At 67.3% G+C, this 23,847-nt stretch carries 29 protein-coding genes; 14 read left to right on the top strand and 15 right to left on the bottom strand.

What is annotated here, in order from left to right; genetic code table 11:
* Positions 1 to 47 precede the first annotated feature (47 nt).
* The 4 genes from AC1DXX_RS23840 (at position 48) to AC1DXX_RS23825 (ending at position 3,378) form a co-directional block, all read left to right on the top strand.
* On the top strand, positions 48 to 1,004 hold the full coding sequence (locus AC1DXX_RS23840; protein WP_478136683.1) for a Bug family tripartite tricarboxylate transporter substrate binding protein: 957 nt from the start codon (positions 48 to 50) through the stop codon (positions 1,002 to 1,004).
* A gap of 43 nt (positions 1,005 to 1,047) precedes the next feature.
* On the top strand, positions 1,048 to 1,638 hold the full coding sequence (locus AC1DXX_RS23835) for a TetR/AcrR family transcriptional regulator (protein WP_478136682.1): 591 nt from the start codon (positions 1,048 to 1,050) through the stop codon (positions 1,636 to 1,638).
* 94 nt (positions 1,639 to 1,732) lie between these two features.
* A complete protein-coding gene (locus AC1DXX_RS23830; protein WP_478136681.1) occupies positions 1,733 to 2,866 on the top strand; it encodes a thiolase family protein in 1,134 nt (377 codons plus the stop codon).
* Between the two features lie 38 nt (positions 2,867 to 2,904).
* The gene (locus AC1DXX_RS23825) at positions 2,905 to 3,378 is read left to right on the top strand and encodes a MaoC family dehydratase (protein ID WP_478136680.1); all 474 of its coding nucleotides are present in this window, start codon (positions 2,905 to 2,907) and stop codon (positions 3,376 to 3,378) included.
* A gap of 9 nt (positions 3,379 to 3,387) precedes the next feature.
* Here the strand turns inward: AC1DXX_RS23825 and AC1DXX_RS23820 are convergent, their stop codons facing one another.
* Positions 3,388 to 4,200 carry a ferritin-like domain-containing protein gene (locus AC1DXX_RS23820; protein WP_478136679.1) on the bottom strand — a complete coding sequence of 271 codons (813 nt, stop codon included), beginning with the start codon at positions 4,198 to 4,200 and terminating at the stop codon, positions 3,388 to 3,390.
* A 37-nt stretch (positions 4,201 to 4,237) separates the two neighbouring features.
* Here AC1DXX_RS23820 and AC1DXX_RS23815 point away from each other — a divergent pair, with 37 nt between their 5' ends.
* Together AC1DXX_RS23815 and hslO are read left to right on the top strand one after the other, a co-directional pair.
* Positions 4,238 to 4,762, top strand: coding sequence for a gamma carbonic anhydrase family protein (locus tag AC1DXX_RS23815; protein ID WP_478136678.1), 525 nt, complete (start codon positions 4,238 to 4,240; stop codon positions 4,760 to 4,762).
* 34 nt (positions 4,763 to 4,796) lie between these two features.
* On the top strand, positions 4,797 to 5,795 hold the full coding sequence (hslO, locus tag AC1DXX_RS23810; RefSeq protein ID WP_478136677.1) for an Hsp33 family molecular chaperone HslO: 999 nt from the start codon (positions 4,797 to 4,799) through the stop codon (positions 5,793 to 5,795).
* On the opposite strand, the gene AC1DXX_RS23805 is transcribed toward hslO, so the two are convergent.
* Both AC1DXX_RS23805 and AC1DXX_RS23800 read right to left on the bottom strand, forming a co-directional pair.
* Positions 5,789 to 6,676, bottom strand: a complete 888-nt coding sequence (locus AC1DXX_RS23805) for an NAD(P)-dependent oxidoreductase (protein ID WP_478136676.1) — start codon at positions 6,674 to 6,676, stop codon at positions 5,789 to 5,791. The genes hslO and AC1DXX_RS23805 overlap by 7 nt on opposite strands.
* 43 nt (positions 6,677 to 6,719) lie before the next feature.
* The gene (locus AC1DXX_RS23800; protein ID WP_478136675.1) at positions 6,720 to 7,487 is read right to left on the bottom strand and encodes an SDR family oxidoreductase; all 768 of its coding nucleotides are present in this window, start codon (positions 7,485 to 7,487) and stop codon (positions 6,720 to 6,722) included.
* A gap of 139 nt (positions 7,488 to 7,626) precedes the next feature.
* Between AC1DXX_RS23800 and AC1DXX_RS23795 the strand changes: the two genes are divergently transcribed.
* The gene (locus tag AC1DXX_RS23795; protein ID WP_478136674.1) at positions 7,627 to 8,457 is read left to right on the top strand and encodes an AraC family transcriptional regulator; all 831 of its coding nucleotides are present in this window, start codon (positions 7,627 to 7,629) and stop codon (positions 8,455 to 8,457) included.
* Between the two features lie 6 nt (positions 8,458 to 8,463).
* Here the strand turns inward: AC1DXX_RS23795 and AC1DXX_RS23790 are convergent, their stop codons facing one another.
* The 8 genes from AC1DXX_RS23790 to AC1DXX_RS23755 form a co-directional block, all read right to left on the bottom strand.
* Positions 8,464 to 9,438, bottom strand: coding sequence for a hypothetical protein (locus AC1DXX_RS23790; RefSeq protein WP_478136673.1), 975 nt, complete (start codon positions 9,436 to 9,438; stop codon positions 8,464 to 8,466).
* Between the two features lie 32 nt (positions 9,439 to 9,470).
* Positions 9,471 to 10,142 carry an AAA family ATPase gene (locus tag AC1DXX_RS23785; RefSeq protein ID WP_478136672.1) on the bottom strand — a complete coding sequence of 224 codons (672 nt, stop codon included), beginning with the start codon at positions 10,140 to 10,142 and terminating at the stop codon, positions 9,471 to 9,473.
* The gene (pnuC, locus tag AC1DXX_RS23780; RefSeq protein ID WP_478136671.1) at positions 10,139 to 10,759 is read right to left on the bottom strand and encodes a nicotinamide riboside transporter PnuC; all 621 of its coding nucleotides are present in this window, start codon (positions 10,757 to 10,759) and stop codon (positions 10,139 to 10,141) included. Before pnuC ends, AC1DXX_RS23785 begins: the two co-directional genes overlap by 4 nt.
* 22 nt (positions 10,760 to 10,781) lie before the next feature.
* Positions 10,782 to 11,060: a cell division protein FtsB gene (ftsB, locus tag AC1DXX_RS23775; protein WP_478136670.1), complete on the bottom strand. Its 279-nt coding sequence runs from the start codon at positions 11,058 to 11,060 to the stop codon at positions 10,782 to 10,784.
* An 89-nt stretch (positions 11,061 to 11,149) separates the two neighbouring features.
* Entirely contained in the window at positions 11,150 to 12,433 is a 1,284-nt protein-coding gene (gene eno / locus AC1DXX_RS23770) for a phosphopyruvate hydratase (protein ID WP_478136669.1), read from the bottom strand.
* 43 nt (positions 12,434 to 12,476) lie between these two features.
* Entirely contained in the window at positions 12,477 to 12,767 is a 291-nt protein-coding gene (locus AC1DXX_RS23765) for a DUF1330 domain-containing protein (RefSeq protein ID WP_478136668.1), read from the bottom strand.
* Positions 12,764 to 13,621: a 3-deoxy-8-phosphooctulonate synthase gene (kdsA, locus tag AC1DXX_RS23760; RefSeq protein ID WP_478136667.1), complete on the bottom strand. Its 858-nt coding sequence runs from the start codon at positions 13,619 to 13,621 to the stop codon at positions 12,764 to 12,766. Before kdsA ends, AC1DXX_RS23765 begins: the two co-directional genes overlap by 4 nt.
* Positions 13,618 to 15,297 carry a CTP synthase gene (locus AC1DXX_RS23755; protein ID WP_478136666.1) on the bottom strand — a complete coding sequence of 560 codons (1,680 nt, stop codon included), beginning with the start codon at positions 15,295 to 15,297 and terminating at the stop codon, positions 13,618 to 13,620. The genes kdsA and AC1DXX_RS23755 overlap by 4 nt, the downstream gene beginning before the upstream one ends.
* A gap of 124 nt (positions 15,298 to 15,421) precedes the next feature.
* On the opposite strand from AC1DXX_RS23755, the gene coaBC reads away from it, so the two are divergent.
* The 4 genes from coaBC (at position 15,422) to AC1DXX_RS23735 (ending at position 18,224) form a co-directional block, all read left to right on the top strand.
* Entirely contained in the window at positions 15,422 to 16,645 is a 1,224-nt protein-coding gene (coaBC, locus tag AC1DXX_RS23750) for a bifunctional phosphopantothenoylcysteine decarboxylase/phosphopantothenate--cysteine ligase CoaBC (protein WP_478136665.1), read from the top strand.
* Positions 16,645 to 17,103 carry a hypothetical protein gene (locus AC1DXX_RS23745; RefSeq protein WP_478136664.1) on the top strand — a complete coding sequence of 153 codons (459 nt, stop codon included), beginning with the start codon at positions 16,645 to 16,647 and terminating at the stop codon, positions 17,101 to 17,103. The genes coaBC and AC1DXX_RS23745 overlap by 1 nt, the downstream gene beginning before the upstream one ends.
* Positions 17,104 to 17,550, top strand: coding sequence for a dUTP diphosphatase (gene dut / locus AC1DXX_RS23740; RefSeq protein WP_478136663.1), 447 nt, complete (start codon positions 17,104 to 17,106; stop codon positions 17,548 to 17,550).
* A 173-nt stretch (positions 17,551 to 17,723) separates the two neighbouring features.
* Entirely contained in the window at positions 17,724 to 18,224 is a 501-nt protein-coding gene (locus AC1DXX_RS23735) for an outer membrane lipoprotein (protein WP_478136662.1), read from the top strand.
* A gap of 81 nt (positions 18,225 to 18,305) precedes the next feature.
* Here the strand turns inward: AC1DXX_RS23735 and AC1DXX_RS23730 are convergent, their stop codons facing one another.
* The gene (locus tag AC1DXX_RS23730; RefSeq protein WP_478136661.1) at positions 18,306 to 18,830 is read right to left on the bottom strand and encodes an FKBP-type peptidyl-prolyl cis-trans isomerase; all 525 of its coding nucleotides are present in this window, start codon (positions 18,828 to 18,830) and stop codon (positions 18,306 to 18,308) included.
* Between the two features lie 14 nt (positions 18,831 to 18,844).
* Between AC1DXX_RS23730 and AC1DXX_RS23725 the strand changes: the two genes are divergently transcribed.
* The 3 genes from AC1DXX_RS23725 (at position 18,845) to AC1DXX_RS23715 (ending at position 20,811) form a co-directional block, all read left to right on the top strand.
* Positions 18,845 to 19,987, top strand: a complete 1,143-nt coding sequence (locus tag AC1DXX_RS23725) for a JmjC domain-containing protein (protein WP_478136660.1) — start codon at positions 18,845 to 18,847, stop codon at positions 19,985 to 19,987.
* Positions 19,977 to 20,477 carry a hypothetical protein gene (locus tag AC1DXX_RS23720; protein WP_478136659.1) on the top strand — a complete coding sequence of 167 codons (501 nt, stop codon included), beginning with the start codon at positions 19,977 to 19,979 and terminating at the stop codon, positions 20,475 to 20,477. The genes AC1DXX_RS23725 and AC1DXX_RS23720 overlap by 11 nt, the downstream gene beginning before the upstream one ends.
* Before the next feature lie 94 nt (positions 20,478 to 20,571).
* On the top strand, positions 20,572 to 20,811 hold the full coding sequence (locus AC1DXX_RS23715) for a hypothetical protein (RefSeq protein ID WP_478136658.1): 240 nt from the start codon (positions 20,572 to 20,574) through the stop codon (positions 20,809 to 20,811).
* 62 nt (positions 20,812 to 20,873) lie between these two features.
* On the opposite strand, the gene AC1DXX_RS23710 is transcribed toward AC1DXX_RS23715, so the two are convergent.
* The 3 genes from AC1DXX_RS23710 to dapA all read right to left on the bottom strand — a co-directional run bounded on the left by AC1DXX_RS23710 (position 20,874) and on the right by dapA (position 23,819).
* Entirely contained in the window at positions 20,874 to 21,650 is a 777-nt protein-coding gene (locus AC1DXX_RS23710; protein WP_478136657.1) for an MBL fold metallo-hydrolase, read from the bottom strand.
* Positions 21,651 to 21,655: 5 nt separating this feature from the next.
* Positions 21,656 to 22,750 carry an outer membrane protein assembly factor BamC gene (gene bamC / locus AC1DXX_RS23705; protein WP_478136656.1) on the bottom strand — a complete coding sequence of 365 codons (1,095 nt, stop codon included), beginning with the start codon at positions 22,748 to 22,750 and terminating at the stop codon, positions 21,656 to 21,658.
* 142 nt (positions 22,751 to 22,892) lie between these two features.
* Positions 22,893 to 23,819 (bottom strand): 4-hydroxy-tetrahydrodipicolinate synthase, encoded by a 927-nt coding sequence (gene dapA / locus AC1DXX_RS23700; protein ID WP_478136693.1) that lies wholly within the window; start codon positions 23,817 to 23,819, stop codon positions 22,893 to 22,895.
* Positions 23,820 to 23,847: the final 28 nt, after the last annotated feature.

Here is a 23,847-nt window from a genome sequence, read left to right as displayed (position 1 = left end):
GGCGCGGTGTTCGTTCACTTCAACCAAACAGCAAAGAGACTTCGTTCATGCAGAAAAGAATCTGGGTCGCGGCGGCATTGCTCGCAGYCGGCGGCGCACAGGCCCAAGCCATTCCCAAGACCATCCGCCTCATCGTCGCGTACCCCGCAGGCGGCGTCAGCGACGTGGTCGCGCGCGCGCTCGGCGACAAGCTCGCCGCGCAGCTGGGCACCACGGTGGTGGTCGACAACAGGGCCGGCGCAAGTGGCGCCATCGGCATGGACGCGGTGGCCAAGGCCGCGCCCGACGGCGCGACGCTGGGCTTCTCGGCCATCAGCCCGCTGGTGCTGAGCCCGCACCTCGGCAAGCTGCCTTTCGATCCGCTGAAGGACATCGCGCCGGTGGCGAGCGTGATGTATTCGCCGGTGCTGCTGATCGCCACGCCGGCCAGCAAGGCGAAGGATTTCCGCGCACTGATCGCCGACGCCAAGGCGCAGCCCGGTGCGGTGCGCTGGGCCACGTCGGGCCCGGCATCGCTCGGCCATATCGTGCTCGAGCAGGTGAGGGCATCGACCGGTGTCGAGATCACGCACGTGCCCTACAAGGGCGGTGGCCAGCAGCTCAACGATGCGCTGGGCGGGCAGTTCGAGATCCTCTCGACCAACGCGAGCCCGACGCTCTCTTCGCACATCCAGTCGGGCAAGCTGCGGCCGCTGGCCGTCGGTGCGCCGGCCCGGCTCGAGAGCCTGCCGCAGGTGCCCACGCTGGGTGAGCTGGGCTACAGCGCGGCGAACATCAACTCGCTGTTCGGCGTCTTCGCGCCCGCCGCGACACCGCCCGCATTGATCGCGAAATACAACGCCGAGATCAACAAGGCCCTGGCCAGCCCCGAGCTGCGCGCCAAGCTCACGGCCACCGACAACGTGCCGACCGGCGGAACCCCCGCAGCCTTCGCCAGGGAGATCGCCTCGGAGTTCGAGGGCAATGGCCGCATCGTGAAGGCCGCGAACATCAAGGCCGATTGACCTGCGGCTTGCAGTTCGAATTTCCCTACCTTATAGTAGGTAGATGACCAGCGCCACCGCCACACCTGCCGCGCTTGCCACCGGCGGCACCCGAGAGCAGATCCTCGGGGTGGCGCGCAGCCTGATCGAAACGCGCTCGTACCTGGGCTTCAGCTTCCAGGACGTGGCCGATGCGGTCGGCATCCGCAAGGCGAGCCTGTACCACCACTTTCCGACCAAGGAAGCGCTCGGCATCGCGGTGATCCGCCAGGCGACCCAGCTCTTCAAGGACTGGGATGCGGCCAGAGTGCGCACGCCGAAGGACGCGCTCGAATCCTATTTCCGCATGTACCGCAACACGTTGAAGGCCGGCTCGGGCATGTGTCCCGCAGGGGCGCTGACGCCGGGGTGGGACTGCATCAACGACGAATTGCGGCAGGCCGTGCAGGAGCTGCGCAACACCCAGGTGCTGTGGCTCACCGGTGTGCTGGGCGCGCTGGCGCCGGCCCGGCAGAAGAAGGGCGCATCGGTCGCATCGCAGGCGGCCTACGTGTTCTCGGTGTGCCAGGGCGCGCTGCTCGCATCGCGCATGACGGGGCGTGTCGAGGACTTCGACGAAGCCATCGCACAGCTCAGGAGTTCATTGCCCGGCTGATGGCCGGGCGGTGTCGCAGGCACGCAGCGCGTGCTTATTTTTTGACCTCGTTGCCTACCGATTGGATGGTAGGTTTGCCTCAAGGAGTGTTTTCATGAAAGCCGTCATTTCCGCCTACGCCCGCTCGCCCTTCCATTTCGCCAAGAAGGGTGCACTCGCCGAAGTGCGCCCCGACACGCTGGCCGCGGGCGTGGTTCGCGGCCTGCTGCAGCGCACCGACCTCGACCCCGCGCTGCTCGAAGACATCATCCTCGGCTGCGCCTACCCCGAAGCCTCGCAGGGCAACAACGTCGCGCGCATTGTCGGCCTGCTCGCAGGGCTGCCGCATGAAGTGGGCGGCATGACGGTGAACCGCTTCTGCGGCTCGTCGATGCAGGCCGTGCACATTGCCGCCGCGCAGATCGAGGCGGGCATGGGCGAGGCCTTCCTGTGCGTCGGCGTGGAGTCGATGACGATGGTCCCGCAGGGCGGCTTCAACTTCTCGCCCAGCCCCGAGCTGCTGGCCGGCACCGACGCCTACATCTCGATGGGCGAGACCGCCGAGAACGTCGCGCAGCGCTGGAACGTGAGCCGCGCCGACCAGGAGACGTTCGCGGTCGAGTCGCACCGCAAGGCCGCCGCCGCGCGCGCAGAAGGCCGCCTGGCCGGCGAGATCGTGCCGGTGCGCCTCGCGTCGGGCGACGTGGTCGATGCCGACGGCTGCATCCGCCCGACGACTTCGGCCGAGGCGCTCGCGGGCCTCAAGCCGGCGTTCCGTCCCGATGGCGTGGTGACGGCCGGCACCTCGTCGCCGCTCACCGATGGCGCGGCCGTCGTGCTCGTGACCAGCGATGCATTCGCCGCAAAGCATGGCCTGCAGGCGCTCGCGCGCATCCGCTCCTTCGCGACCGTGGGCGTCGACCCCGCGATCATGGGCATCGGCCCGATTCCCGCGACGCGCAAGGCGCTGGCGCGCGCCGGCCTCAGCGCCGCGGACCTCGATGTGATCGAGATCAACGAGGCCTTCTCGTCGCAGGCGCTGGCCTGCATCCGCGATCTCGGCCTCGACTCGGCGAAGATCAATCTCGACGGCGGCGGCCTCTCCATCGGCCATCCGCTGGGCGCGACCGGCGCGCGCATCACGGGCAAGGCGGCGTCGCTGCTGGTGCGCGAGAAGGGCCGCTACGCGCTGGCCACGCAATGCATCGGCGGCGGGCAGGGCATCGCAACCATCCTCGAGCGCATCTGAAAGTTCGAGAATGCGCACAGGCACAACAAGGAACTCCCATGTCGGCACTCCCTGACACTGGCGCGAAGCGCGCGCTGTACCTCGAAGACCTGTCGGTCGGCGACCGTTTCCAGAGCGGCGAGCACCTGCTCGACGTGGCGCAGATCAAGGCCTTTGCGCTGCAATTCGATCCGCAGCCCTTTCACACCGACGAAGAGGCTGCGAAGAACACCTTCTTCGGCGGCCTCGCGGCGAGCGGCTGGCACACGGCGGCGCTCACGATGAAGCTGCTGGTGGACAGCGGCATCCCGCTGGCCGACGGCATCATCGGCTCGGGTGGCGAGCTGCAATGGCCCAAGCCCACGCGGCCCGGCGATGTGCTGCACGTGGTGAGCGAGGTGTTGGACATCACGCCCTCGCGTTCCAAGCCCGGCCGCGCGATGGTGACGATGCGCTGCCAGACGCGCAACCAGCGCGGCGAGGTGCTCCAGTACTTCACGCCGAAGCTGGTGGTGCACGCCAGGCCTGCGTAGGCCGCCAATTCAGTCCTTGCCGCCGGCCGAGAGCGCGCGCAGTTCCTCGGCGCTGAAGCCGGCGCGCCCGCGGGCTTCGAGGTTGAACGGCGGCTTGAGCCGCGGCGCTTCGTAGCGCGCCACGAGAGCAGAGTAGGTTGTCTCGGGGTCGAGGCCCGCGCGCGCGCACAGCCAGCGGTACCAGTGGTTGCCGATGGCGACGTGACCTACTTCGTCGCGCAGGATGATGTCGAGGATCTCGACCGCACGCAGCGCATCGGGCGTGTTCACGCGCTTCAGCTTGGCCTGGATCAGCGGCGTGGCATCGAGCCCGCGCGCCTCCAGCGTGCGCGGCACCAGCGCCATGCGCGCGAGCACGTCGTCCTTCGTCTTCTCGCACATGTTCCAGAGCCCGTCGTGGCCCGGGAAGTCGCCGTAGCGCCAACCCATGTCCTGCAGATGCGCATGCAGCAGCGTGAAGTGCTGCGCCTCCTCGTCGGCCACGCGCAGCCAGTCGCGGTAGTAGGCCTCGGGCATGCCGTCGTAGCGCCAGACCGCATCGAGCGCGAGGTTGATCGCGTTGAACTCGATATGGCAGATCGAATGGATCAGCGCGGCGCGGCCTTCGGGCGTGAAGGGCGAGCGTTTCTGCACGGCGGTGGCGGTCACGCGCAACGGCCGCTCGGGGCGGCCCGGCACGCCAAGGTCGTCCCCCTCGATGCGCAGGGGTTCAATTGCTATGGAATCGGTAGCGGCCGGCGCAGCAGTGGCGCGTGTTGCCGCCACCTTTGCTTCAGGGTCGGTCAGTCGCAGCGCGGCCAGCGCGCTCAATCGGGGGTGCATCCCTACAATTCTAGTTTTTGCCCCCGGAGACTCCACGATGGCCCTCTATGAACTCGACGGCGTTGCGCCGCAACTCGGCACCGGCGCATGGGTCGCCGACAGCGCGCAGGTGATCGGCAACGTGCAGCTGGGCGACAACGCAAGCATCTGGTTCGGCGCCGTGCTGCGCGGGGACAACGAGACGATGACGATCGGGCGCAACAGCAACGTGCAGGACCAGTCGATGCTGCATTCCGACCCCGGCAGCCCGCTCACTGTCGGCGAGAACGTCACCATCGGCCACCAGGTCATGCTGCATGGCTGCACCATCGGCGACAACTCGCTGATCGGCATCCAGGCCGTGGTCTTGAATAACGCGAAGATCGGCCGCAATTCGATCGTTGGCGCCGGCAGCGTGGTCACCGAGGGCAAGGAGTTTCCCGACAACTCGCTGATCTTCGGCTCGCCCGCCAAGGTGATGCGCACGATCAGCGACGAAGACGCCGCCCGCCTGCGCCACGGTTCCGAGCACTATGTAGAAAATGCCATTCGCTATGCGAAGGGGCTCAAGAAAATCGCCTGACCCCGCGCAGGCCCAACAGAAAGAAGAATCCGTTTTGAGCGAGCTGCACAAATTCCTGTTCGATGGCCTGCCGGTGCGCGGCATGATCGTGCGCCTGACAGATGCGTGGCAGGAAATCCTGGCGCGGCGCGCCTCCAACACCACCACCGGCGCGTACCCGCCGCCCGTGGCCGAGCTGCTCGGCGAGATGACGGCCGCGGCCACGCTGATGCAGGCCAACATCAAGTTCAATGGCGCGCTGATCCTGCAGATCTTCGGCGACGGCCCCGTCAAGGTCGCCGTGGCCGAGGCCAAGCCCGACCTCAGCCTGCGCGCCACCGCCAAGGTGATCGGCGACCTGCCGGCCGATGCGCACCTGCCCGACATGGTCAACGTGAACAACAAGGGCCGCTGCGCCATCACGCTCGACCCCAAGGACAAGCTGCCCGGCGCCACGCCGTACCAGGGCGTGGTGCCGCTCTTCGGCGACGAGGGCGAGAAGCTCGGCAAGCTCAGCGACGTGCTGCAGCACTACATGCTGCAGAGCGAGCAGCTCGACACCACGCTGGTGCTCGCGGCCGACGACAAGGTCGCGGCCGGCCTGCTGATCCAGCGCCTGCCAGTCAAGGGCGAGGGCAACCTCGAAGGCACGTCCGACAAGGACCACGACCAGGCCAACCAGGACCAGATCGGCCTCAACGAGGACTACAACCGCATCTCGATCCTCGCATCGAGCCTGACGCGCGACGAGCTGCTCACGCTCGACATTGAGACCATTCTTCGCCGCCTGTTCTGGGAAGAAAAGCTGCTGCGCTTCGAACCGCAGGCCGGCCTGCTCGGCCCGCACTTCGCCTGCACCTGCGGCCGCGAGCGTGTGGCCCAGATGATCCGCGGGCTCGGTGTGGAGGAGGCCGAGGACATCCTCGCCGAGCGCGGCGATATCGAGGTGGGTTGCGATTTCTGCGGCAAGCAGTACCGCTTCGACGCCGTCGACACGGCGCAGCTTTTCAAGCCGCTGGGCGACCAGATTCCGGGCAGCCCCGTGGTTCAGTAAGCCGCGGCGGGGCCACCGGGCTCGGGCTGGCGCAGCACCTTGACCATCGCGGCCAGGCGCTCGTTGGCAAAGCCGGCGTCCAGCGCACGATCGAACAGACCCATCAGGAAATCCGGAAAGCTCGCATCGAGCTTCGCCTCGCGCGCCTGCTTCACGAAGAGCCGGCCCGAGCCCGCGCAGGTGGCCATCGAGCTCTCGGGCTCGCCGTAGCGGTTGGCGTGGATGGCCTCGCCCTCGGCGCTGATCATCTCGCCGAGCACCGGCGAGATCGCACCGATCATCTGCGCGAACGCGTTCACCTTCAGCCCTTCGGATTCGCAGATGCGCACGCCGTGGAAGAAGCCGCTCATCGCGCCGAACATGCACGAAAGCGTGGCCAGGTCCCAGGCGGCCGCGTTGCCGATGGGCTCGCCCATGTACTGGATGTTGCCGGCGATGGCTTCGAGCACCGGGCGGCAGGCGGCGAGGGCGCGTTCTTCGCCCGAGATGAAGAGCGGCGTGTCGGGCCGGCCGATCTGGCCGGGCGTGGCGAGCAGGGCGCCGTCGAGGTACGCCACGCCGCTCAGGGCAGCCCAGTCCTCGCGCGCGTCCTGCGGGGTGCCGGTGCTCAGCTGCACCAGCACCTTGCCGCGCAGCGCGTCGGTCACGCCGGGCGTGGCGAGGATCGCGCGGGATGCCGCGTAGTCGGCCACGCAGATCAGCACCACCGGGCTGGCCTGCACTGCAGCGAGCGCATGGGCCGCGAGCACCGTGCCCTGGTTCAGCAGGGGCTTTGCACGCTCGGCTGTGCGGTTCCACACCGTCAGCGTGTATGTCGATTGAAGGGCGCGCGCGAGCGCGATGCCCATGGGGCCGAGGCCGATGAGGGAAACGTCGGTCATGTGGGTTGCTCCTTGGTATCTTGGTCTCTTGGTATTGCGGATTTCAGGCGGCGGCCGGCGTGAGCTTCTGGCCCAGCCCGCCATCGACGGTGAGCCGCGCGCCGGTCGTGAAGGTCGCCTCGAAGGCGAAGAAGAGCACTGCGCGCGCCACTTCGGCGGCCGTGCCGTGGCGCCGCATCGGCGTGATCTGGTCGCCCACGCGGATGAATTCGGCGCGCTCGGTGGCCGTCGCATCGGCGATGCCGAGCGTCGGCGTGTCGATGAAGCCGGGGCTCACCACGTTGACGCGGATGCCGCGCGCCACGAGCTCCGTCGCAAAGCCGGAGGCGAAGGAGCGCAGCGCCGCCTTGGTGGCGCTGTAGACGCTCATGTCGTGCATGCCGCCTTCGTCCGCGATGGACGAGGTGACGACGATCGCGCTGCCCGGCCGCATCAGCGGCGCGAGGCGCTGCACGGTGAAGAACGGGCCCTTGGTGTTGACCGCGAAGGCGCGGTCGTAGCCTGCTTCCGTTACCTGCTCGAAAGGCTCCAGCGTCGCGATGCCTGCGTTGATATGCAGCAGGTCGATGCGGCCGAAGCGCTCGCGCACCGTGGCGGCGAGGGCGTCGATGTCGGCCAGCGAGGCCGTGTCGGACGCCAGCACATGGGCGCGCGGCCCGAGCGTGTGGCGTGCCGCCTCGAGGTTCTCGGGATTGCGCCCGGTCACCAGCACCTCGGCGCCGCCTTCGCGCAGTGCCTGTGCCGTGGCCAGGCCCATGCCGATGGTGCCGCCGGTGATGACGGCTTTCCTGCCAGCGTAGGTATCGTTCATGATTTGCATGCCTTGAAATGAGTGAAGTTCATGGCTGCGAATGATCGGGATTGCTGCTCGAACGGTCGCGCACGTTCGGCCATGCCGGAGCACAAACGGACGACGACACGCGGCGCCGTCGCGGCCGATAATGTTTGGCATGAGCTCTTCCGACCTGGCGCTGACGGCCGACAGCTTCGTGGCGCCCGCACCCACTGGCCTGCGCGTCGACATTCGCCAGACCCCGGCCGGCGTGGTCGGCTACGAAGCATTGCCCGACCACCGCATCAAGCTCCACGCGGGGGCGCCGGTGGCCGGTGCCTGCCGTCTCCACAAGTTCCTCTACACGCGCGGCGACCTCGACATCCTGCCGGCCGGTGCCACCGATGTCTGGCACGAGGAAGCGCCCAGCACTTCGATCGTCGTGCGCATGGCGCCCTCGCTGCTGCAGCGCGCCGCCGACGAGATGGGGCTGCCGGCCGAGCGTGCGCGGCTCGACGAGCGCCACCAGTTCCGCGACGCGCAGATCGAGCACATCGCCTGGGCGCTCGACGCCGAGCGGCGCGCGGGTTTTCCGAACGGCACGCTGTACACCGACAGCCTGGGCACCGCGCTGGCGGTACACCTCATTGCTGCGGGGCAGCGGATCGATGCGGCGCCGGTGCAGGGGCTCGCACGGCCGCAACTGCGCCGCGTGATGGAATACATCGAGGCGAACCTCGACGGCGATCTTTCTCTGTCGACGCTGGCCGCCATCGCAGGCCTGAGCACCTCGCACCTGAAGACGCAGTTCAAGCGTTCCACCGGCCTGCCCGTGCATGAGTACGTGGTGCACCGGCGCGTGGACCGCGCGCGCGGCCTGCTGCTGCGCAGCGAGATGCCCGCAAGCCTCGTGGCACTGGAAAGCGGCTTCTCGCACCAGAGCCACATGGCGCGCTGCATGCGCCGCGTGCTGGGCGTGACGCCGGGCGAGGTGCGGCGCGCGGGGTAGTTCCGCTCAGCGGGCCTGGTCGTCGAAGCCGCCGAACGCGATGTCGGGTGCGCTCGTGTTGTGCTTCGACGGCAGGCTGCGGCCGAAGCGCACCTGCGTTGCGTTCAACGTCTTCACCTCGGGCAGTGGCCTGGCCTGCGATGCGGCATTCGGGGCTTCCTGCCAGCGCACTTCGCTCATGTCGGCGTTGTCGGATGTGACGTACATCGAGCGCAGCACGGCAAAGGGCTGCGCGTTCGCGGTGGGCTTGGACAGTGTCACGTCGAGCGCAGTCCGCGCCCGGCTGATCTCGTCCACCCGCGCCACGGCGCTGCCGCCATTCGTGAACCGAAGGTGAATCGCCAGCGGCTTCGGCACGACGCGGATCGACGCGATGTTCACCACCGGCCGCACGGCCTGCTCGACCGGGCCGAGCAGGAACGACGAGCCGTACACGCCATCGCCGAAGCCCGCTTCGGGCAGCGGCTTGAGGCGCCAGTAGCCATCGGAGGGGTAGAGCACGATGGCCTCGAGCGCCTTGCCGTTTTCCTTCTTGAACACCTGCAGCAGATGAAAGCCGCGGTCGCTGCGCGCACCCACCTGCACCGGCACGCGCTGCGGCCGCCAGAAGGTGGGCAGCGTCATGCCGACGATGCGCCACTGGGCGTTGTCGAGCAGCACCACGGTGCGCTTCCTGAAGCGGTGCGCCGGGTCGGTGGGATGGGCGCCGCCGTCGAAGTTGCAGCCCGAAAAGTCGGGCGCCGTGACGTCGTTGCCGATCTTGCCGAGGTAGTCGGGCTGCAGCGCCTCGATGCGCATGCGGCGGATGCCGTCGCCGCGCAGCACCATCGAGACGTTGTCTTCTTCGGCACAGGCCGTGGTGGTGGTGCCGTTCTCGACGGTCGCGGCGACAGGGGCCGCGATGGCGGCGCCGGCTGCCAGCAGCGTGGCGATGAAGGTGAACGAGATAAAAGCGGTGCGCGAGGCGTGGTGCAGGGGCATCAGGTCTCCATGGAGGAAAGTCGGCGGGCTGCCTACTCGCGCCGCCCGATCAGGTCGCTGAAAAGCCGATGTTCGCATTCCGGGTCGGAGCACTTCTCGCATGGCCATGACCACGAGGCGGGCTTCGCTTCGGCTTGCCCGCGCGTTCGCGCGCGGCTTTCGCTGCCGGCGATCGAATTGATGGCGTTCCACGCATTGGCCAGCCGCTCGCCGCCGGTGCCGTGCACCACGGCGTACGACAGCCCGGCCCCTGCCAGTGCGGCGCGCACCAGCGTGTCCGTCGGTTGGCGCGCATGCGGGCCGTCGCGCAGGTCGTCGGCCGTCCAGGGAATGTCGAGCGCGGTGAGCAGCGTGATGGCGTAGCGGCGCTGCGCGGCGAGCGCATCGGCGTAKAGCGAGCGCTCGTCGAACAGCTGCTCGCTGTAGACCGCGGTCATGAGCGCGGTGGTGTCGGCCACCACGACGCCCGTTGCCGCGGCAACGCCGATCCGGCGGGTCTGCTCGTCGGCAATGGCCTGCTGCTCGTCCGGACGGGGCGTGCGGCCTTCGCGCTCGCACCATTCGCGCAGGTATTCGCCCACCAGCGTGGTCGGCGTGCCGCGCTCCTGCAGGCGCCGTGCGATCGCGCGTGCCAGCTCGGTCTTGCCGGTGCTCTCGGCGCCCAGCACCGCGATGACGCAGCCGGTCGGCAGCGTGGGCGTCATGCGCGTGCCGCCTCGGGCATGCGCTGCCGCCATGCCAGGTAGCCGGCCACGCTGAGCACGGCAAATACCGCGTAGAGGCCGACGGTGAGCCACAGCCCCTTGTGGACGAACAGGCCCACGCTCACGACGTTCACGGCCAGCCAGATGAGCCAGTTCTCGATGAACTTGCGTCCGAGCAGGAACTGGCCGACCAGGCTCAACCCGGTGGAGAAGCCATCCCACCACGGCACGTCGGTGTCGGTGAAGCGGCGCAGGAAGAGGGCGACGGCGGGCCATGCGAAGGCGCAGGCCGCGAGCGTGAGCGCGAGGCCGCGCGGCGAAAGCCGGCTGACCCGCAGTGCACTGCCGTCGGCCCGGTGACCGCGCAGCCATTGCGACCAGCCCCACAGCGCGACGAAGGCAAAGAAGACCTGGAGCGAGGCGTCGCCGTAGATGCGCGCCTTGGCGAACACCACCACGTAGAGCAGCGAGCTGACGATGGCGAGCGGCCAACCCCAGTGGATTTCGCGCATGTTGCAGCCGACCATGGCAAGCGCCAGGACAGCGGCTACCAGTTCAAGCCAGCTGACGGGGGAGCCCCAGAGCGCAAAGGCGGGGGCCGAGAGAAGCTCGGGCATCAGCGGACGGGAGGGTGAAGGTTCAGTGCGCGATTTGCACAAAGACTTCGTTCGGCTTGACCATGCCGAGTTCCGCCCGTGCGCGCTCCTCGACCATTTCGAGACCGTCCTTGAGGTCGTTGACCTCCGACGAGAGCCGTTCGTTGTTCAGTGCGGCCTTGGCGTTGGCGTCCTTCTGGTCGGCCAGCTTGGTCTGCAACTGCTGCACATCGCGCACGCTGCCGCGCCCGTTCCAGAGCTGCCACTGAAGGACGACCAGCAGGAGCAGAAGGACGAGAGGGGGAACGAGGCGCGCGCGCATGGTCTACGCCACCCGCAGGCCGCTGCCGCCGCGCAGCCGCTCCGGGTGGAACGGCGAAGCGCGCGGCCTGGCGGGCCGGGTGGCTGGCATCACTTGAGGTTGTAGAACGCGCCGCGGCCCGGGTAGACGGCGATGTCGCCGAGGTCTTCTTCGATGCGCAGCAGCTGGTTGTACTTGGCGATGCGGTCCGAACGCGAGAGCGAGCCGGTCTTGATCTGGCCGGCGTTGGTGCCCACTGCGATGTCGGCGATGGTGCTGTCTTCGGTTTCGCCCGAGCGGTGCGAAATGACGGCCGTGTAGCCTGCACGCTTGGCCATCTCGATGGCGGCGAAGGTCTCGGTCAGCGTACCGATCTGGTTGATCTTGATCAGGATCGAGTTGGCGATGCCCTTGTCGATGCCTTCCTGCAGGATCTTGGTGTTGGTGACGAACAGGTCGTCGCCCACCAGCTGCACGCGCTTGCCGAGGCGGTCGGTCAGCAGCTTCCAGCCGTCCCAGTCGCCTTCGTGCATGCCGTCTTCGATGCTGATGATCGGGTACTTGTCGACCCAGGTTGCCAGCATGTCGGCCCAGTTGCCGGCCGAGAGGGTGAGGTTCTCGCCGGAGAGCACGTAGTTGCCATCCTTGTAGAACTCGCTGGCCGCGCAGTCGAGGCCGAGGGCGATCTGTTCGCCCGCGGTGTAGCCGGCCTTGTCGATGGCTTCGAGGATCAGCTGGATGGCGGCTTCATGGCTTTCGACGCTGGGGGCAAAGCCGCCTTCGTCGCCGACCGCCGTGCTGATGCCGCGGTCGCCCAGGATCTTCTTCAGGGCATGGAACACTTCGGCGCCGTAGCGCACGGCCTCGCGGAAGCTCTTGGCGCCCACGGGGATGATCATGAACTCCTGCAGGTCCAGGCTGTTGTTGGCGTGCGCGCCGCCGTTGATGACGTTCATCATCGGCACCGGCAGCTGCATGCCGCCCATGCCGCCGAAGTAGCGGTACAGCGGCAGGCCCGACTCTTCGGCCGCGGCGCGTGCCACGGCCATCGAGACGGCGAGGGTGGCGTTGGCGCCCAGGCGGGCCTTGTTGTCGGTGCCGTCGAGGTCGATCATCGTGCGATCGAGGAAGGCCTGTTCGCTGGCGTCGAGGCCGAGCACGGCTTCCGAGATCTCGGTGTTGATGTTCTCCACCGCCTTGMGCACGCCCTTGCCGAGATAGCGGCTCTTGTCGCCGTCGCGCAGCTCGATGGCTTCACGCGAACCGGTCGATGCGCCCGAGGGCACGGCCGCGCGGCCCATGGTGCCCGATTCGAGCAGCACGTCGCACTCGACGGTGGGGTTGCCTCGGCTGTCGAGAATTTCGCGGCCGACGATGTCAACGATTGCACTCATCTTCTGTCTTTCTCTTTCTGGTCTCTTTGGCGAATAAAGGGGATCACAAACCTTCGACCGCGATCATGCGCATGACCGCGGCGCCCGCACGCGCTTCGCGCGCCTTCAGGTATTCGGGCGTTTCGTAGAAGGCCTTGGCCTTCTCGAAGCTGGGGAACTTCAGGATGACGATGCGCGAGGGCGCCCAGTCGCCCTCCAGCGTTTCGATCTGGCCGCCGCGCACGCACACTTCTGCGCCGTGCGCCTGCATCGCGGCGCTGGACCACTTCTTGTATTCCTCGTACTGCGTCGGGTTCGTGACCTCGACGTGGGCGATGACGTATCCGCTGCTCATGCTTGAAAACTGTCCTCTAGGAAAGCGTTTTTCTTGGTGACCTGGTCGAGCGCCAGCAGCGTTTCGAGCAGGGCCTTCATGTGCTTGAGGGGGACGGCATTGGGGCCGTCGCTCAGTGCCTTGGCGGGGTCGGGGTGCGTCTCCATGAAGAGGCCGGCCACGCCGACCGCCACCGCCGCGCGCGACAGCACCGGCACCATCTCGCGCTGGCCGCCCGAGGTCGTGCCCTGGCCGCCGGGCAACTGCACCGAGTGGGTGGCGTCGAACACCACGGGCGCCTTGGTCTCGCGCATGATCGCGAGCGAGCGCATGTCCGACACGAGGTTGTTGTAGCCGAAGCTGGCGCCGCGTTCGCAGGCCATGAAGTTGTCTTCGGGCAGGCCGGCTTCCCTGGCCGCCGCACGCGCCTTGTCGATCACGTTCTTCATGTCGTGCGGCGCGAGGAACTGGCCCTTCTTGATGTTGACCGGCTTGCCCGACTGCGCCGCGGCGTGGATGAAGTCGGTCTGGCGGCACAGGAAGGCGGGCGTCTGCAGCACGTCGACCACCTTGGCGGCCTCGGTGATGTCCTCGTGGGTGTGCACGTCGGTCAGCACGGGCAGGCCGAGTTCGCGCTTCACCTTGGCGAGGATCTCCAGGCCCTTGTCGCGGCCCGGGCCGCGAAAGCTGGTGCCCGAGGAGCGGTTGGCCTTGTCGAAGCTGCTCTTGAAGATGAACGGAATGCCGAGCGCGCTGGTGATTTCCTTCAGCGTGCCGGCGGTGTCCATCTGCAGCTGTTCGGATTCGACCACGCAGGGGCCGGCGATCAGGAAGAAGGGCTGGTCCAGCCCGATGTCGAATCCGCAGAGTTTCATGCCACAGCCTTCAGGTTCTTTGCACCGCCCGCGCTCTGGGCCTTGTGATCGAGCGCTGCCTTGATGAAGGCGTTGAAGAGCGGGTGGCCGCCCCACGGCGTCGACTTGAACTCGGGGTGGAACTGCACGCCCATGAACCAGGGGTGCAGGTCCTGCGGCAGTTCGACGATTTCGGTCAGGTGCTCGCGCTGCGTGAGCGCCGAGATCACGAGGCCGGCGGCGCGCAGCTCGTCGAGGTAGTTGACGTTGGCTTCGTAGCGGTGGCGGTGGCGCTCGGTGACCACGTCGCCGTAGATGCTGTGCGCCAGCGTGCCGGGCGACACGTCGGAGCTTTGCGCGCCCAGGCGCATGGTGCCGCCGAGGTCGGACTTCTCGTCGCGCGTCTTGACGGTGCCGTCGCGGTCCTTCCATTCGGTGATCAGCGCGATCACGGGGGTGGGGGTCTCGGGGTCGAACTCGGTGCTGTTGGCGTTCTTGAGGCCCGCCACGTGGCGGGCGTACTCGATGGTGGCCACCTGCATGCCCAGGCAGATGCCGAGGTAGGGCACCTTGCCTTCGCGGGCGAAGCGGGCGGCGGAAATCTTGCCTTCGACGCCGCGTTGGCCGAAGCCGCCGGGCACCAGGATCGCGTCGTACTTGGCGAGGCGCGACACGTCCTGCGCGGTGATGGTCTCGGAGTCGATGTAGTCGATCTTCACGCGGGCATGGTTCTTCATGCCGGCATGGCGCAGCGCCTCGTTGAGCGACTTGTAGCTGTCCGACAGGTCGACGTACTTGCCGACCATGGCGATCGACACTTCCTGCTGCGGATGCTCGACTTCGTAGACCAGGTCGTCCCAGCGCTGCAGCTTGGCGGGCGGGGTGTTGATGCGCAGCTTGTCGCAGATCAGGCCGTCCAGGCCCTGTTCGTGCAGCATGCGGGGCACCTTGTAGATGGTGTCCACGTCCCACATCGAGATCACGCCCCATTCGGGCACGTTCGAGAACAGCGAGATCTTGGCGCGCTCGTCGTCGGGGATCGGACGGTCGGCGCGGCACAGCAGGGCGTCGGCCTGGATGCCGATGGCGCGCAGTTCCTTGGCGGTGTGCTGCGTGGGCTTGGTCTTGAGCTCGCCGGCGGCGGCGATCCAGGGCACGTAGCTCAGGTGCACGAAGGCCGAGTTGTTCGGGCCCATGCGCAGGCTCATCTGGCGCACGGCCTCGAGGAAGGGCAGCGATTCGATGTCGCCCACGGTGCCGCCGATTTCGACGATGGCCACGTCCACCTCGTGCGCCGTGCCGATGCCGGCGCCGCGCTTGATGTATTCCTGGATTTCGTTGGTGATGTGCGGAATCACCTGCACCGTCTTGCCGAGGTAGTCGCCGCGGCGTTCCTTCTCGAGCACGGTCTTGTAGATCTGGCCGGTCGTGAAGTTGTTGGCCTTGCGCATCCGCGTGTTGATGAAGCGCTCGTAGTGGCCGAGGTCAAGGTCGGTCTCGGCGCCGTCATCGGTGACGAACACCTCGCCATGCTGGAAGGGCGACATCGTGCCGGGGTCGACATTGATGTACGGATCGAGCTTGATGAGGGTGACTTGGAGGCCGCGCGATTCGAGGATCGCGGCGAGCGAGGCGGAGGCGATTCCCTTGCCAAGGGAAGATACGACACCACCGGTGACGAAGACAAATTTGGTCATGCCAGTTCCGGACGCTGTGAATCCGGGCAGTGGGAAATTGCGATTATAGGTGTGCCCTTCGCGACACCTTCGGCCAAGGACTTCCTGTCACTGACTTGTCGGCATGTGAGCAACAATACGCTCCATGCAAGATCTCGCCGGCAAACACATCGTTCTGGGGCTCACTGGCGGCATCGCCTGCTACAAATCGGCCGAACTGTGCCGCCTTCTCGTGAAGGCGGGCGCGACCGTCCAGGTGGTGATGACCGAGGCTGCGGAACAGTTCATCACCCCGGTGACGATGCAGGCGCTCTCGGGGCGCACGGTCTACACCTCGCAGTGGGACACCCGCGAGCCCAACAACATGCCGCACATCAACCTGAGCCGCGAGGCCGATGCGATCGTGCTGGCGCCCTGCAGTGCCGACTTCGTGGCGCGGCTGGTGCAAGGCAGGGCAGACGACCTGCTGAGCCTGATGTGCCTGGCCCGCCCCATGGACCGCGTGCCGCTCCTGATTGCCCCGGCCATGAACCGCGAGATGTGGGCCCATCCGGCCACCCAGCGCAACCTGATGCAGGTGTCGGCCGACGGCGCGGTCGTGCTGGGCGTGGGCAGCGGCTGGCAGGCCTGTGGCGAAACCGGCGACGGGCGCATGCTCGAGCCGGCGCAGCTGCTCGAAGACATCACGGCCTTCTTCCAGCCCAAGCTGCTGGCCGGCCAGAAGCTGCTGGTCACCGCGGGCCCGACCTTCGAGGCACTCGATCCGATTCGCGGCATCACCAACCATTCGTCCGGCAAGATGGGCTTCGCCATCGCGCGGGCTGCCCGCGAGGCCGGCGCCGAAGTCACCCTGGTGGCCGGGCCGGTGCACCTGCCGACGCCGCGCGGGGTGAAGCGCATCGATGTACTGTCGGCGCAGGACATGCTGGAAGCGACCACCCGTGCTGCGCAGGGTGCTAGCATTTTTGTAGCAACGGCGGCCGTGGCCGACTGGCGTCCGGCGACCCATAGCGACCAGAAGATCAAGAAGGACGGCAGCGGCAAGACGCCGGTGCTGAACTTCGTCGAGAACGCCGACATCCTGCTCACCGTGGCGAAGAGCGAGCGGGCCCAGGCCAGGAAGCTGTTTTGCGTCGGCTTCGCGGCCGAGAGCGAAAACCTCGCCGAACACGCCAAGGCCAAGCGCGAGCGCAAGGGCATTCCGCTGCTGGTCGGCAACATCGGCCCCCTGACCTTCGGCCAGGACGACAACGCGCTGCTGCTGGTGGATGCCAAGGGCGTGCGCGAATTGCCCCGTGCACCCAAGCTCACGCTGGCGCGCGAACTGATGACGGAGATTGCCGCACGACTTCCCGACTGGAGGGTCTGATGAATCCCCAATGGAACACGCCACCGAATGGCGACTTCGCCCGCTACGTGGAGCAGCTCGCGGCCCGGGCCGCCTTGCCCGCACGCGCGCCGAAGGAGGGCGAGCACGGGCTCGACGTCGGCATGACGCCATCGCCCGGCCAGCAGGTCCCCGCGGCGGCGGCCGCGAAACGGCGCGAGTCGTCGAATGGCGAGGTGAAGAAGGCGGAGCTCGGTGGCGCCTTCGGCTCGTTGCCGCTCAAGGTGCTCGGCGCGGTGGGCGCGCTGGTGTTCATCGCGCTGTGGCTGGCCGGCGTGCCTTTCGGCGTGCTGATCCTGGTGTTGGGCGCGGCACTCTGGTTCGGCAAGAATTTTTTCAAGGGTTTGAAGCTGACACCTGGCGTTGCCAAGTGGCAGCAGGTGCTCGAAGAGGCCGCCCGCAAGCAAAGAGAACAGCAACAGAAGCAAGGCAGCAAGTAAGTGAAAGTCGACGTTCGTATCCTCGATCCGCGCATGGTGGATCAATTGCCCGCGTATGCCACCCCCGGAAGCGCCGGCCTCGACCTCCGGGCCTGCATCGATGGCCCCATCACGCTGGAGCCCAACGGCTGGCAGCTGGTGGGCACCGGCATCGCGATCCACCTGGCGGACCCGGCCTATGCAGCGCTGATCCTTCCGCGTTCAGGCCTGGGCCACAAGCACGGCATCGTGCTGGGCAACCTCGTCGGCCTGATCGACAGCGACTACCAGGGTGAACTCAAGATCAGCGCCTGGAACCGCAGCGACACGCCTTTCGTGCTGCAGCCGATGGAGCGGCTCGCGCAACTGGTGATCGTGCCGGTCGTACAGGCGCAGTTTCGGGTGGTCACGGAATTTGCAGCTTCGCAACGCGGCGAAGGCGGCTACGGCTCCACGGGCAAGCACTGAGCAGCGAAAGCTGAGGAGAGCCTGAGTATCCGAGGCGTAAAGAACGGAACTGCCGGAGGGTACCGCGCTCGAAAGTTTCAGCATGTGTCCTGCGTCATCGCAGCGAAGGCTGCGGCGTTAGGCACAGGCAGGCGCATTTCCCGTGCGCAGTTCTATCCGAGGAGCATCTCAACATGAAAATCTCAATGCGCTTCGCATCCGTCACCGCATCCGTGCTGGCCCTGGCCACGCTCACGGCGTGCGTTGCACCGGCACCGGTCTACCAGACCTCGCGCTATCCCTACCAGGCGCCGCCGCAGGCCATCCAGTACCGCGAGGCGTCCTACGTCGAATACGGCCATGTGGCCAACATCGAAGTGCTGCGCAGCGAAACCGCAGGCGCCGGCACCACGGGCGGCGGTGCCGTGGCCGGTGGTGTCATCGGCGGCGTGGTGGGCAACCAGTTCGGACGCGGCAACGGCCGTGCCGCGGCGACCGCGCTGGGCATCGTGGGCGGTGCCTTGCTGGGCAACACCATCGAGGCCCAGCAGAACGGGCCGCGCGCCTATGAAAGCTATCGCGTGTCGGTGCAGACCGACAACGGCGGCTTCCGTGCCTTCGACGTCCAGAGCCCGGGCGACCTGCGCATCGGCGACCGCGTGCGCATCGACAACGGCCAGATCTCGCGCATGTAGCCATGCTTGCCCCTTGTGGGGCGGCGCACAGCAAAAAGCCGGGCTCTGCCCGGCTTTTCATTGGGGCTCGCTCGTCGGTCCTCAGTGGAGCATATGGTTGCCGGGTGCCATCGGCGGCACCTTGAAGAAGGCCGTACCCGCGGTGCCGCGGCCGACTTCCTCTTCCGTTGCCTCGCGCACCGAGCGCACGGTGATGTCGAGCCGGATCGCGATGCCGGCCAGCGGGTGGTTGCCGTCGAGCACCAGGTGGTCGGGATAGATTTCGGCCACGGTGTAGAGCGCGTCTTTCGGGATGCTGTCGCTCACGCCCTCCGGCAGGGCAGAGCCCTCGAAGGTCATGCCTTCTTCCGTGCCTTCGGGAAACAGCGAACGCGGCTCCAGGAAGAGCAACTGGTCGTTGAAGTCGCCGAAACCCTGTTCGGGTTCGACCTGCAATTGCACCCGGGCGCCCGGCTCATGCCCTTGCAGGGCCGCCTCGATGACATCGAAGAGATCGTCGCCACCCACCATGAATTCCACCGGCTCGTCGAGCACGTCCAGCACGTCGCCGAGCGTGTCTTTCATCGTCCAGGTCAAGCCGACCACGCATTGTTCAGAGATTTCCATTGCAGAATTCTCCCATGGAGATTACACAACCGCTGCCGTTGCTCGGCGGCCTGAGCGCCGCGCAGTTCATGCGGCGGTATTGGCAGAAAAAGCCCTTGCTGGTCCGCCAGGCGATTCCCGCCATGGTGCCACCGATCGATCGCAGCGCGTTGTTCGCGCTGGCCGAGCGCGAGGAGGTGGAGTCGCGCCTCATCCGCCACGGCAAGGCCGGCTGGTCGCTGAAGCACGGCCCGTTGCAGCGGCGCGCCTTGCCGCCGCTGAAGCAGCCCGCCTGGACCTTGCTGGTGCAGGGCGTCGACCTGCACCACGAGGGCGTGCACGAGCTGCTGCGGCAGTTCCGCTTCCTGCCCGACGCCCGGCTCGACGACCTGATGATCAGCTATGCGAGCGACACGGGCGGTGTCGGCGCGCATTTCGACAGCTACGACGTGTTCCTGCTGCAGGCGCAGGGCCGCCGCCGCTGGTCCATCGGCAAGCAGAGCGACCTGCGCCTGCAGCCGGGCGTGCCACTCAAGATCCTCGAGAACTTCGAGCCGGAGCAGACCTTCGTGCTCGAGCCGGGCGACATGCTGTACCTGCCGCCGAAGTACGCCCACGACGGTGTCGCGGTGGGCGACGACTGCATGACCTGCTCCATCGGCCTGCGCTCGTCCGCCGTGGGCGAGCTCGGTGCCGATCTGCTTGCGCGCATGGCGCAGGCCTACTCGGAAGACCTCGAAGACGCAGGCCCTGCGGAGCTCGCGCGCTATCGCGATCCGATGCAACCCGCGGTCGACGCACCGGCCGAGATGCCGGCCGCATTGCAGGGCTTCGCGCGCAAGGCCGTCGAAGCTGCGTTGCGCGACCCCGACGCCATCGACCGGGCGCTTGGCGAATCGCTCACGGAGCCCAAGGCCAACATCTGGTTCGACGAAGGCGGCGAGGTGCCCGATGCGCTGCAGCGCGTGGCGCTCGACCGCCGCACACGCATGCTCTACGACACGCGGCACGTCTACATCAACGGCGAGAGCTTTCGCGCAGGCGGTGCCGATGCGACGTTGATGCGCCGGCTGGCCGACCAGCGCGCACTCGGCCCGCGCGAACTGGCCCGGGCCAGCGAGGGCGCCCTGGCGCTGCTGGGCGAGTGGTGCGAAGCGGGTTGGGTCCATGCCGGATGACGCCATCCTGTCGCTGGCCGAAGGCCGCTTCGACGGCAGGGAGGACTTCGGCGTCATCGTTCGAAACGCGTTGTCGGCCGCTGCGCAACAAGGCTGGAAAGAAATTGTCTTCAGCGACTCCGACTTCGCCGACTGGCCTCTGGGCGAACGCGCCAGCATCGAAGCGCTGCAGGCCTGGTCGGCCAGCGGCCGCCGCTTCGTGCTGCTGGCGCAGCGCTTCGATGTGATCGAACGGGGTCATGCGCGCTTCATCCCGTGGCGCCGCATGTGGGACCACATCATCGAATGCCGCGCGACCGGCAAGGCGGTGGGTTCCGAGGTGCCGAGCGCCATCTGGACGCCCACATGGTTCGCGCATCGCATCGACCCCGAGCGCAGCCGGGGCGTCTGCGGCGTCGATGCGCGCGCGCGCCGCGAGTTGCGCGAAGCCATCGACGCGTGCTGGCGCCTGGGGCGGCCCGCATTTCCGGCATCGACGCTCGGCTTGTAAGCCAATGCCGCGAATGCGGCCGCGGGACACATTCGAGCGGGAATGCGGGTCTAGAATTTTTTCATTCCAGACCTTCATTGCCAAAGGAGTCCTCATGAAGAAGTCGTCGTCCGTCCTGATTGCCTCGCTGATCGCCGCTGCCGCACTCGTTGCCTGCGGCAAGAAAGAGGACGCCGCCCCTGCGGTCGTGACACCGCCGCCCGCTCCCGTGACCGAGCCTGCAACGCCGCCTGCCGCAGCTGCTCCGACACCCTCGCCCGGCGCTTCGTCGGCGCTGGATGCGGCGAATGCCGCGACAGAGGCTGCAAAGAAGAACGAGGCGCCCAAGCAATAAGCCCCTCCGCCACAAAGCAGAAAGCCGCCCCAGGGCGGCTTTTCTACTGGGGCAGGGCGCGGTCAGACATCCAGCCAGGGCGAGCCCTCGGCAGCCGTGGCGGTGAGCATTTCCGCCTCATGGCCGCCCAGGGCCTCGGCCATCATGCGCCGCACGATGTCGGGCCGGTTGTTCTGTTCGCTCAGGTGCGCCGCGACCACATGGCGCAGGCCGTCGTGATGTACCGCGCGCGCGATATCCGCCGCTGCCGCATTCGACAGGTGCCCGTAGTTGCCGCCGACGCGCAGCTTGAGGAACGGCGGATAGGCCGAGTTGGCCAGCAGGTCGCTGTCGTGGTTGAACTCGAGCAGCAGCGCATGCACGCCGCTCAGGCGATTCAGCACGTGGGCCGTGGCGTGCCCCAGGTCGGTCAATACACCCAGCGTGCGCGCGCCGTCGGTGCAGCGCAGTTGCAATGGCTCGCGCGCATCGTGCGGTACGGTGAAGGGCTGCACGGCAATGTCGCCGACGGCAAACTCCGCATCGTCGCGTGCCAGGTGCAGCCGGCCTTCGAAGTCGCGGCCACCCGTGGCGAGCCAGGTGCCTTCGCTCATCCAGACGGGAATGCGGTCGCGCCGCGACAGCGAGTGGGCGCAACCGATGTGGTCGCCGTGCTCGTGGGTGACGAAGATGGCGTCGATGTCGGCGGCGGCGAGGCCCGCCTGGGCCAGCCGCAGGTCGAGCTGCCTGAGGCCGAAGCCGCAGTCGATCAGGAGTCTGGAGGTGCGGCCGCCGCTGGTTGCTTCGACCAGCGCGGCGTTGCCCGTGCTGCCGCTGCCGAGGCTTCGGAAGCGGAGCATGCGGGTTACTTCAAGTCGTCGGCAATGACCTTGACGATGCGGTCGGCGTTGGCCGAGGTTTCGGGCGCACCGGTTTCGTTCATCACCGAGACCGTGCTGGCTTCGCCCTGGCTCTTGACCAGGATGCGGAACTTGATCGGCGCTTCGTTCTTGCTCGAACTGCTGCTGAACAGCTTGCTGAAGAAACCGGGTTCCTTCTTGTCGGGGTTCGGCGTCACGTAGCGGACGTAGTAGATGCCGGCGCTGCGGTCGCGGTCTTCCACGGTGAAGCCGGTGCGGTCGAGGGCGAGGCCGACACGGCGCCATGCGCGGTCGAAACCTTCGCTGATCTGCACCACAGGCTGGTTGCCTACCTTGCTCACGGTGGCGGTCTTCGACGGTGCGGTGGTCGCTGCCAGCAGCTTCGATTGTTCTTGCGACACGCCGAGCTTGACCATCAGGCGGCGCAGGAATTCGGTTTCGAGTTCAGGGTCGCTGGGACGCGGCTGCCAGACGGTCTGGTCCTGGCGCGAGTTGTTGTAGACCTCCTGCATGCCGCGGTGGCTGACGAAGATCTCGGTGCCGGTGGTCGTGCGTTCCAGGCGGGTGCGGAAGCGGTCGAGTTCGCCGGTCGAGTAGACCGAGTCGACCAGCTTGCCCAGCGTGCCGCGGATGATGTCCTGCGGCAGCTTGGCGCGGTTCTCGGCCCAGTCGGTTTCCATGATGCCGAGGTTGCGCTGCTCGGTGGTCAGCAGGAAGCCGCTTTCCTGCCAGAAGTCTTTCACCGGGTCCCAGAGCTGGTCGGGCGAGCGGTTGACGACGATCCAGCGCTGCGTGCCCGAGCGTTCCATGCGGACGTCGCCCAGGTTGGACACGGCGGTGGGAACACCCGGTGCATTGGCGATGCCGGCCTGGTAGGCATTGGCGGTGACTGCGCCGCCGGGCACCGCATAGCGGTTGTCGCGCGAGAGCTGCGACAGGTCGGGCGGGACCTCGAGCGTCGGGGCCTTGCCTGCGCTCTTGTAGTCGATCTTGTCGCTCTCGAGGACGGAGCAGGCGGCGAGGCTGGCAACGAGGGTGGCCAGCAGTGCATATCGCGAAAGGTGCGAAAGGTTCTTCAACGTCGTCTTCCTTGTTGGAATGGTTCGGTCAATCTATGGGCCGCAGTGCCCGCCATCTCTGAGCACGGTTCTGGCAAAAGGTTGCTTAACCCTGTTGCGGCCGGGGGAAAGAGGATCGGAGGAGGTATGGAGGGGTTGAGGCTCAGCCCTTGAGCAGGCCGGTGGCGCGCAGGGCGCCCTCGACCGCCGGACGGCTCGCTTCGCCGAGTTCGGTGAGCGGCAGCCGCAGGGTGCCGCCGCACAAGCCGAGCCTGGACATGGCCCACTTGAGCGGGATCGGGTTGGGCTCGACGAACAGGTTGCGGTGCAGCGGCATGAGCTCGAACTGGATCTGCATTGCACGCTTCACGTCGCCCGCCAGCGCGGCCACGCAGAGTTCATGCATCTTGCGCGGCGCGATGTTGGCCGTGACGCTGATGTTGCCCTGGCCGCCGCAGAGCATGAGCGCGACCGCGGTCGGGTCGTCGCCGGAGTAGACGGCAAAGTTCTTGGGCAGGTCGCGAATGAGCCACTGGGCCCGTTCGATGTTGCCGGTGGCTTCCTTGATGCCGATGATGCCGGGCACCTGCGCGAGCCGCAGCACGGTGTCGTGCGCCATATCGGCGACGGTGCGGCCGGGCACGTTGTAGAGCACGATGGGCAGGTCGCCCACGGCCTCGGCGATGGCCTTGAAGTGCTGGTACTGGCCCTCTTGCGTGGGCTTGTTGTAGTAGGGCACGACCTGCAGCTGCGAATCGGCGCCCACGCCCTTGGCGAACTTGGCGAGCTCGATCGCTTCCTTGGTCGAGTTGGCGCCGCAGCCGGCCATCACGGGCACGCGGCCCTTGGCCTGCTCGACCGCGACGCGGATGATTTCGCAGTGCTCTTCCACATCGACCGTCGGCGATTCGCCGGTGGTGCCGACCACGCCAAGGCAGTCGGTGCCTTCGTCAATGTGCCAGTCGATAAGCCGCCGCAGGGCGGGGTAGTCGACACTGCCGTCGTCGTGCATCGGCGTGACGAGCGCGACGATGCTGCCTGTCAGTTGCTCCAAGGGGGAATCTCTTTGTCGGTGGACGAAAGCGCCGATTCTACTTACTCCGGCAGCCCCGAAGGCA

The organism is Variovorax sp. P4_B10 (assembly GCF_056402375.1).
Note: the sequence above shows the minus strand (reverse complement) of the source record. Positions and strands in the feature narration are given on the sequence as shown.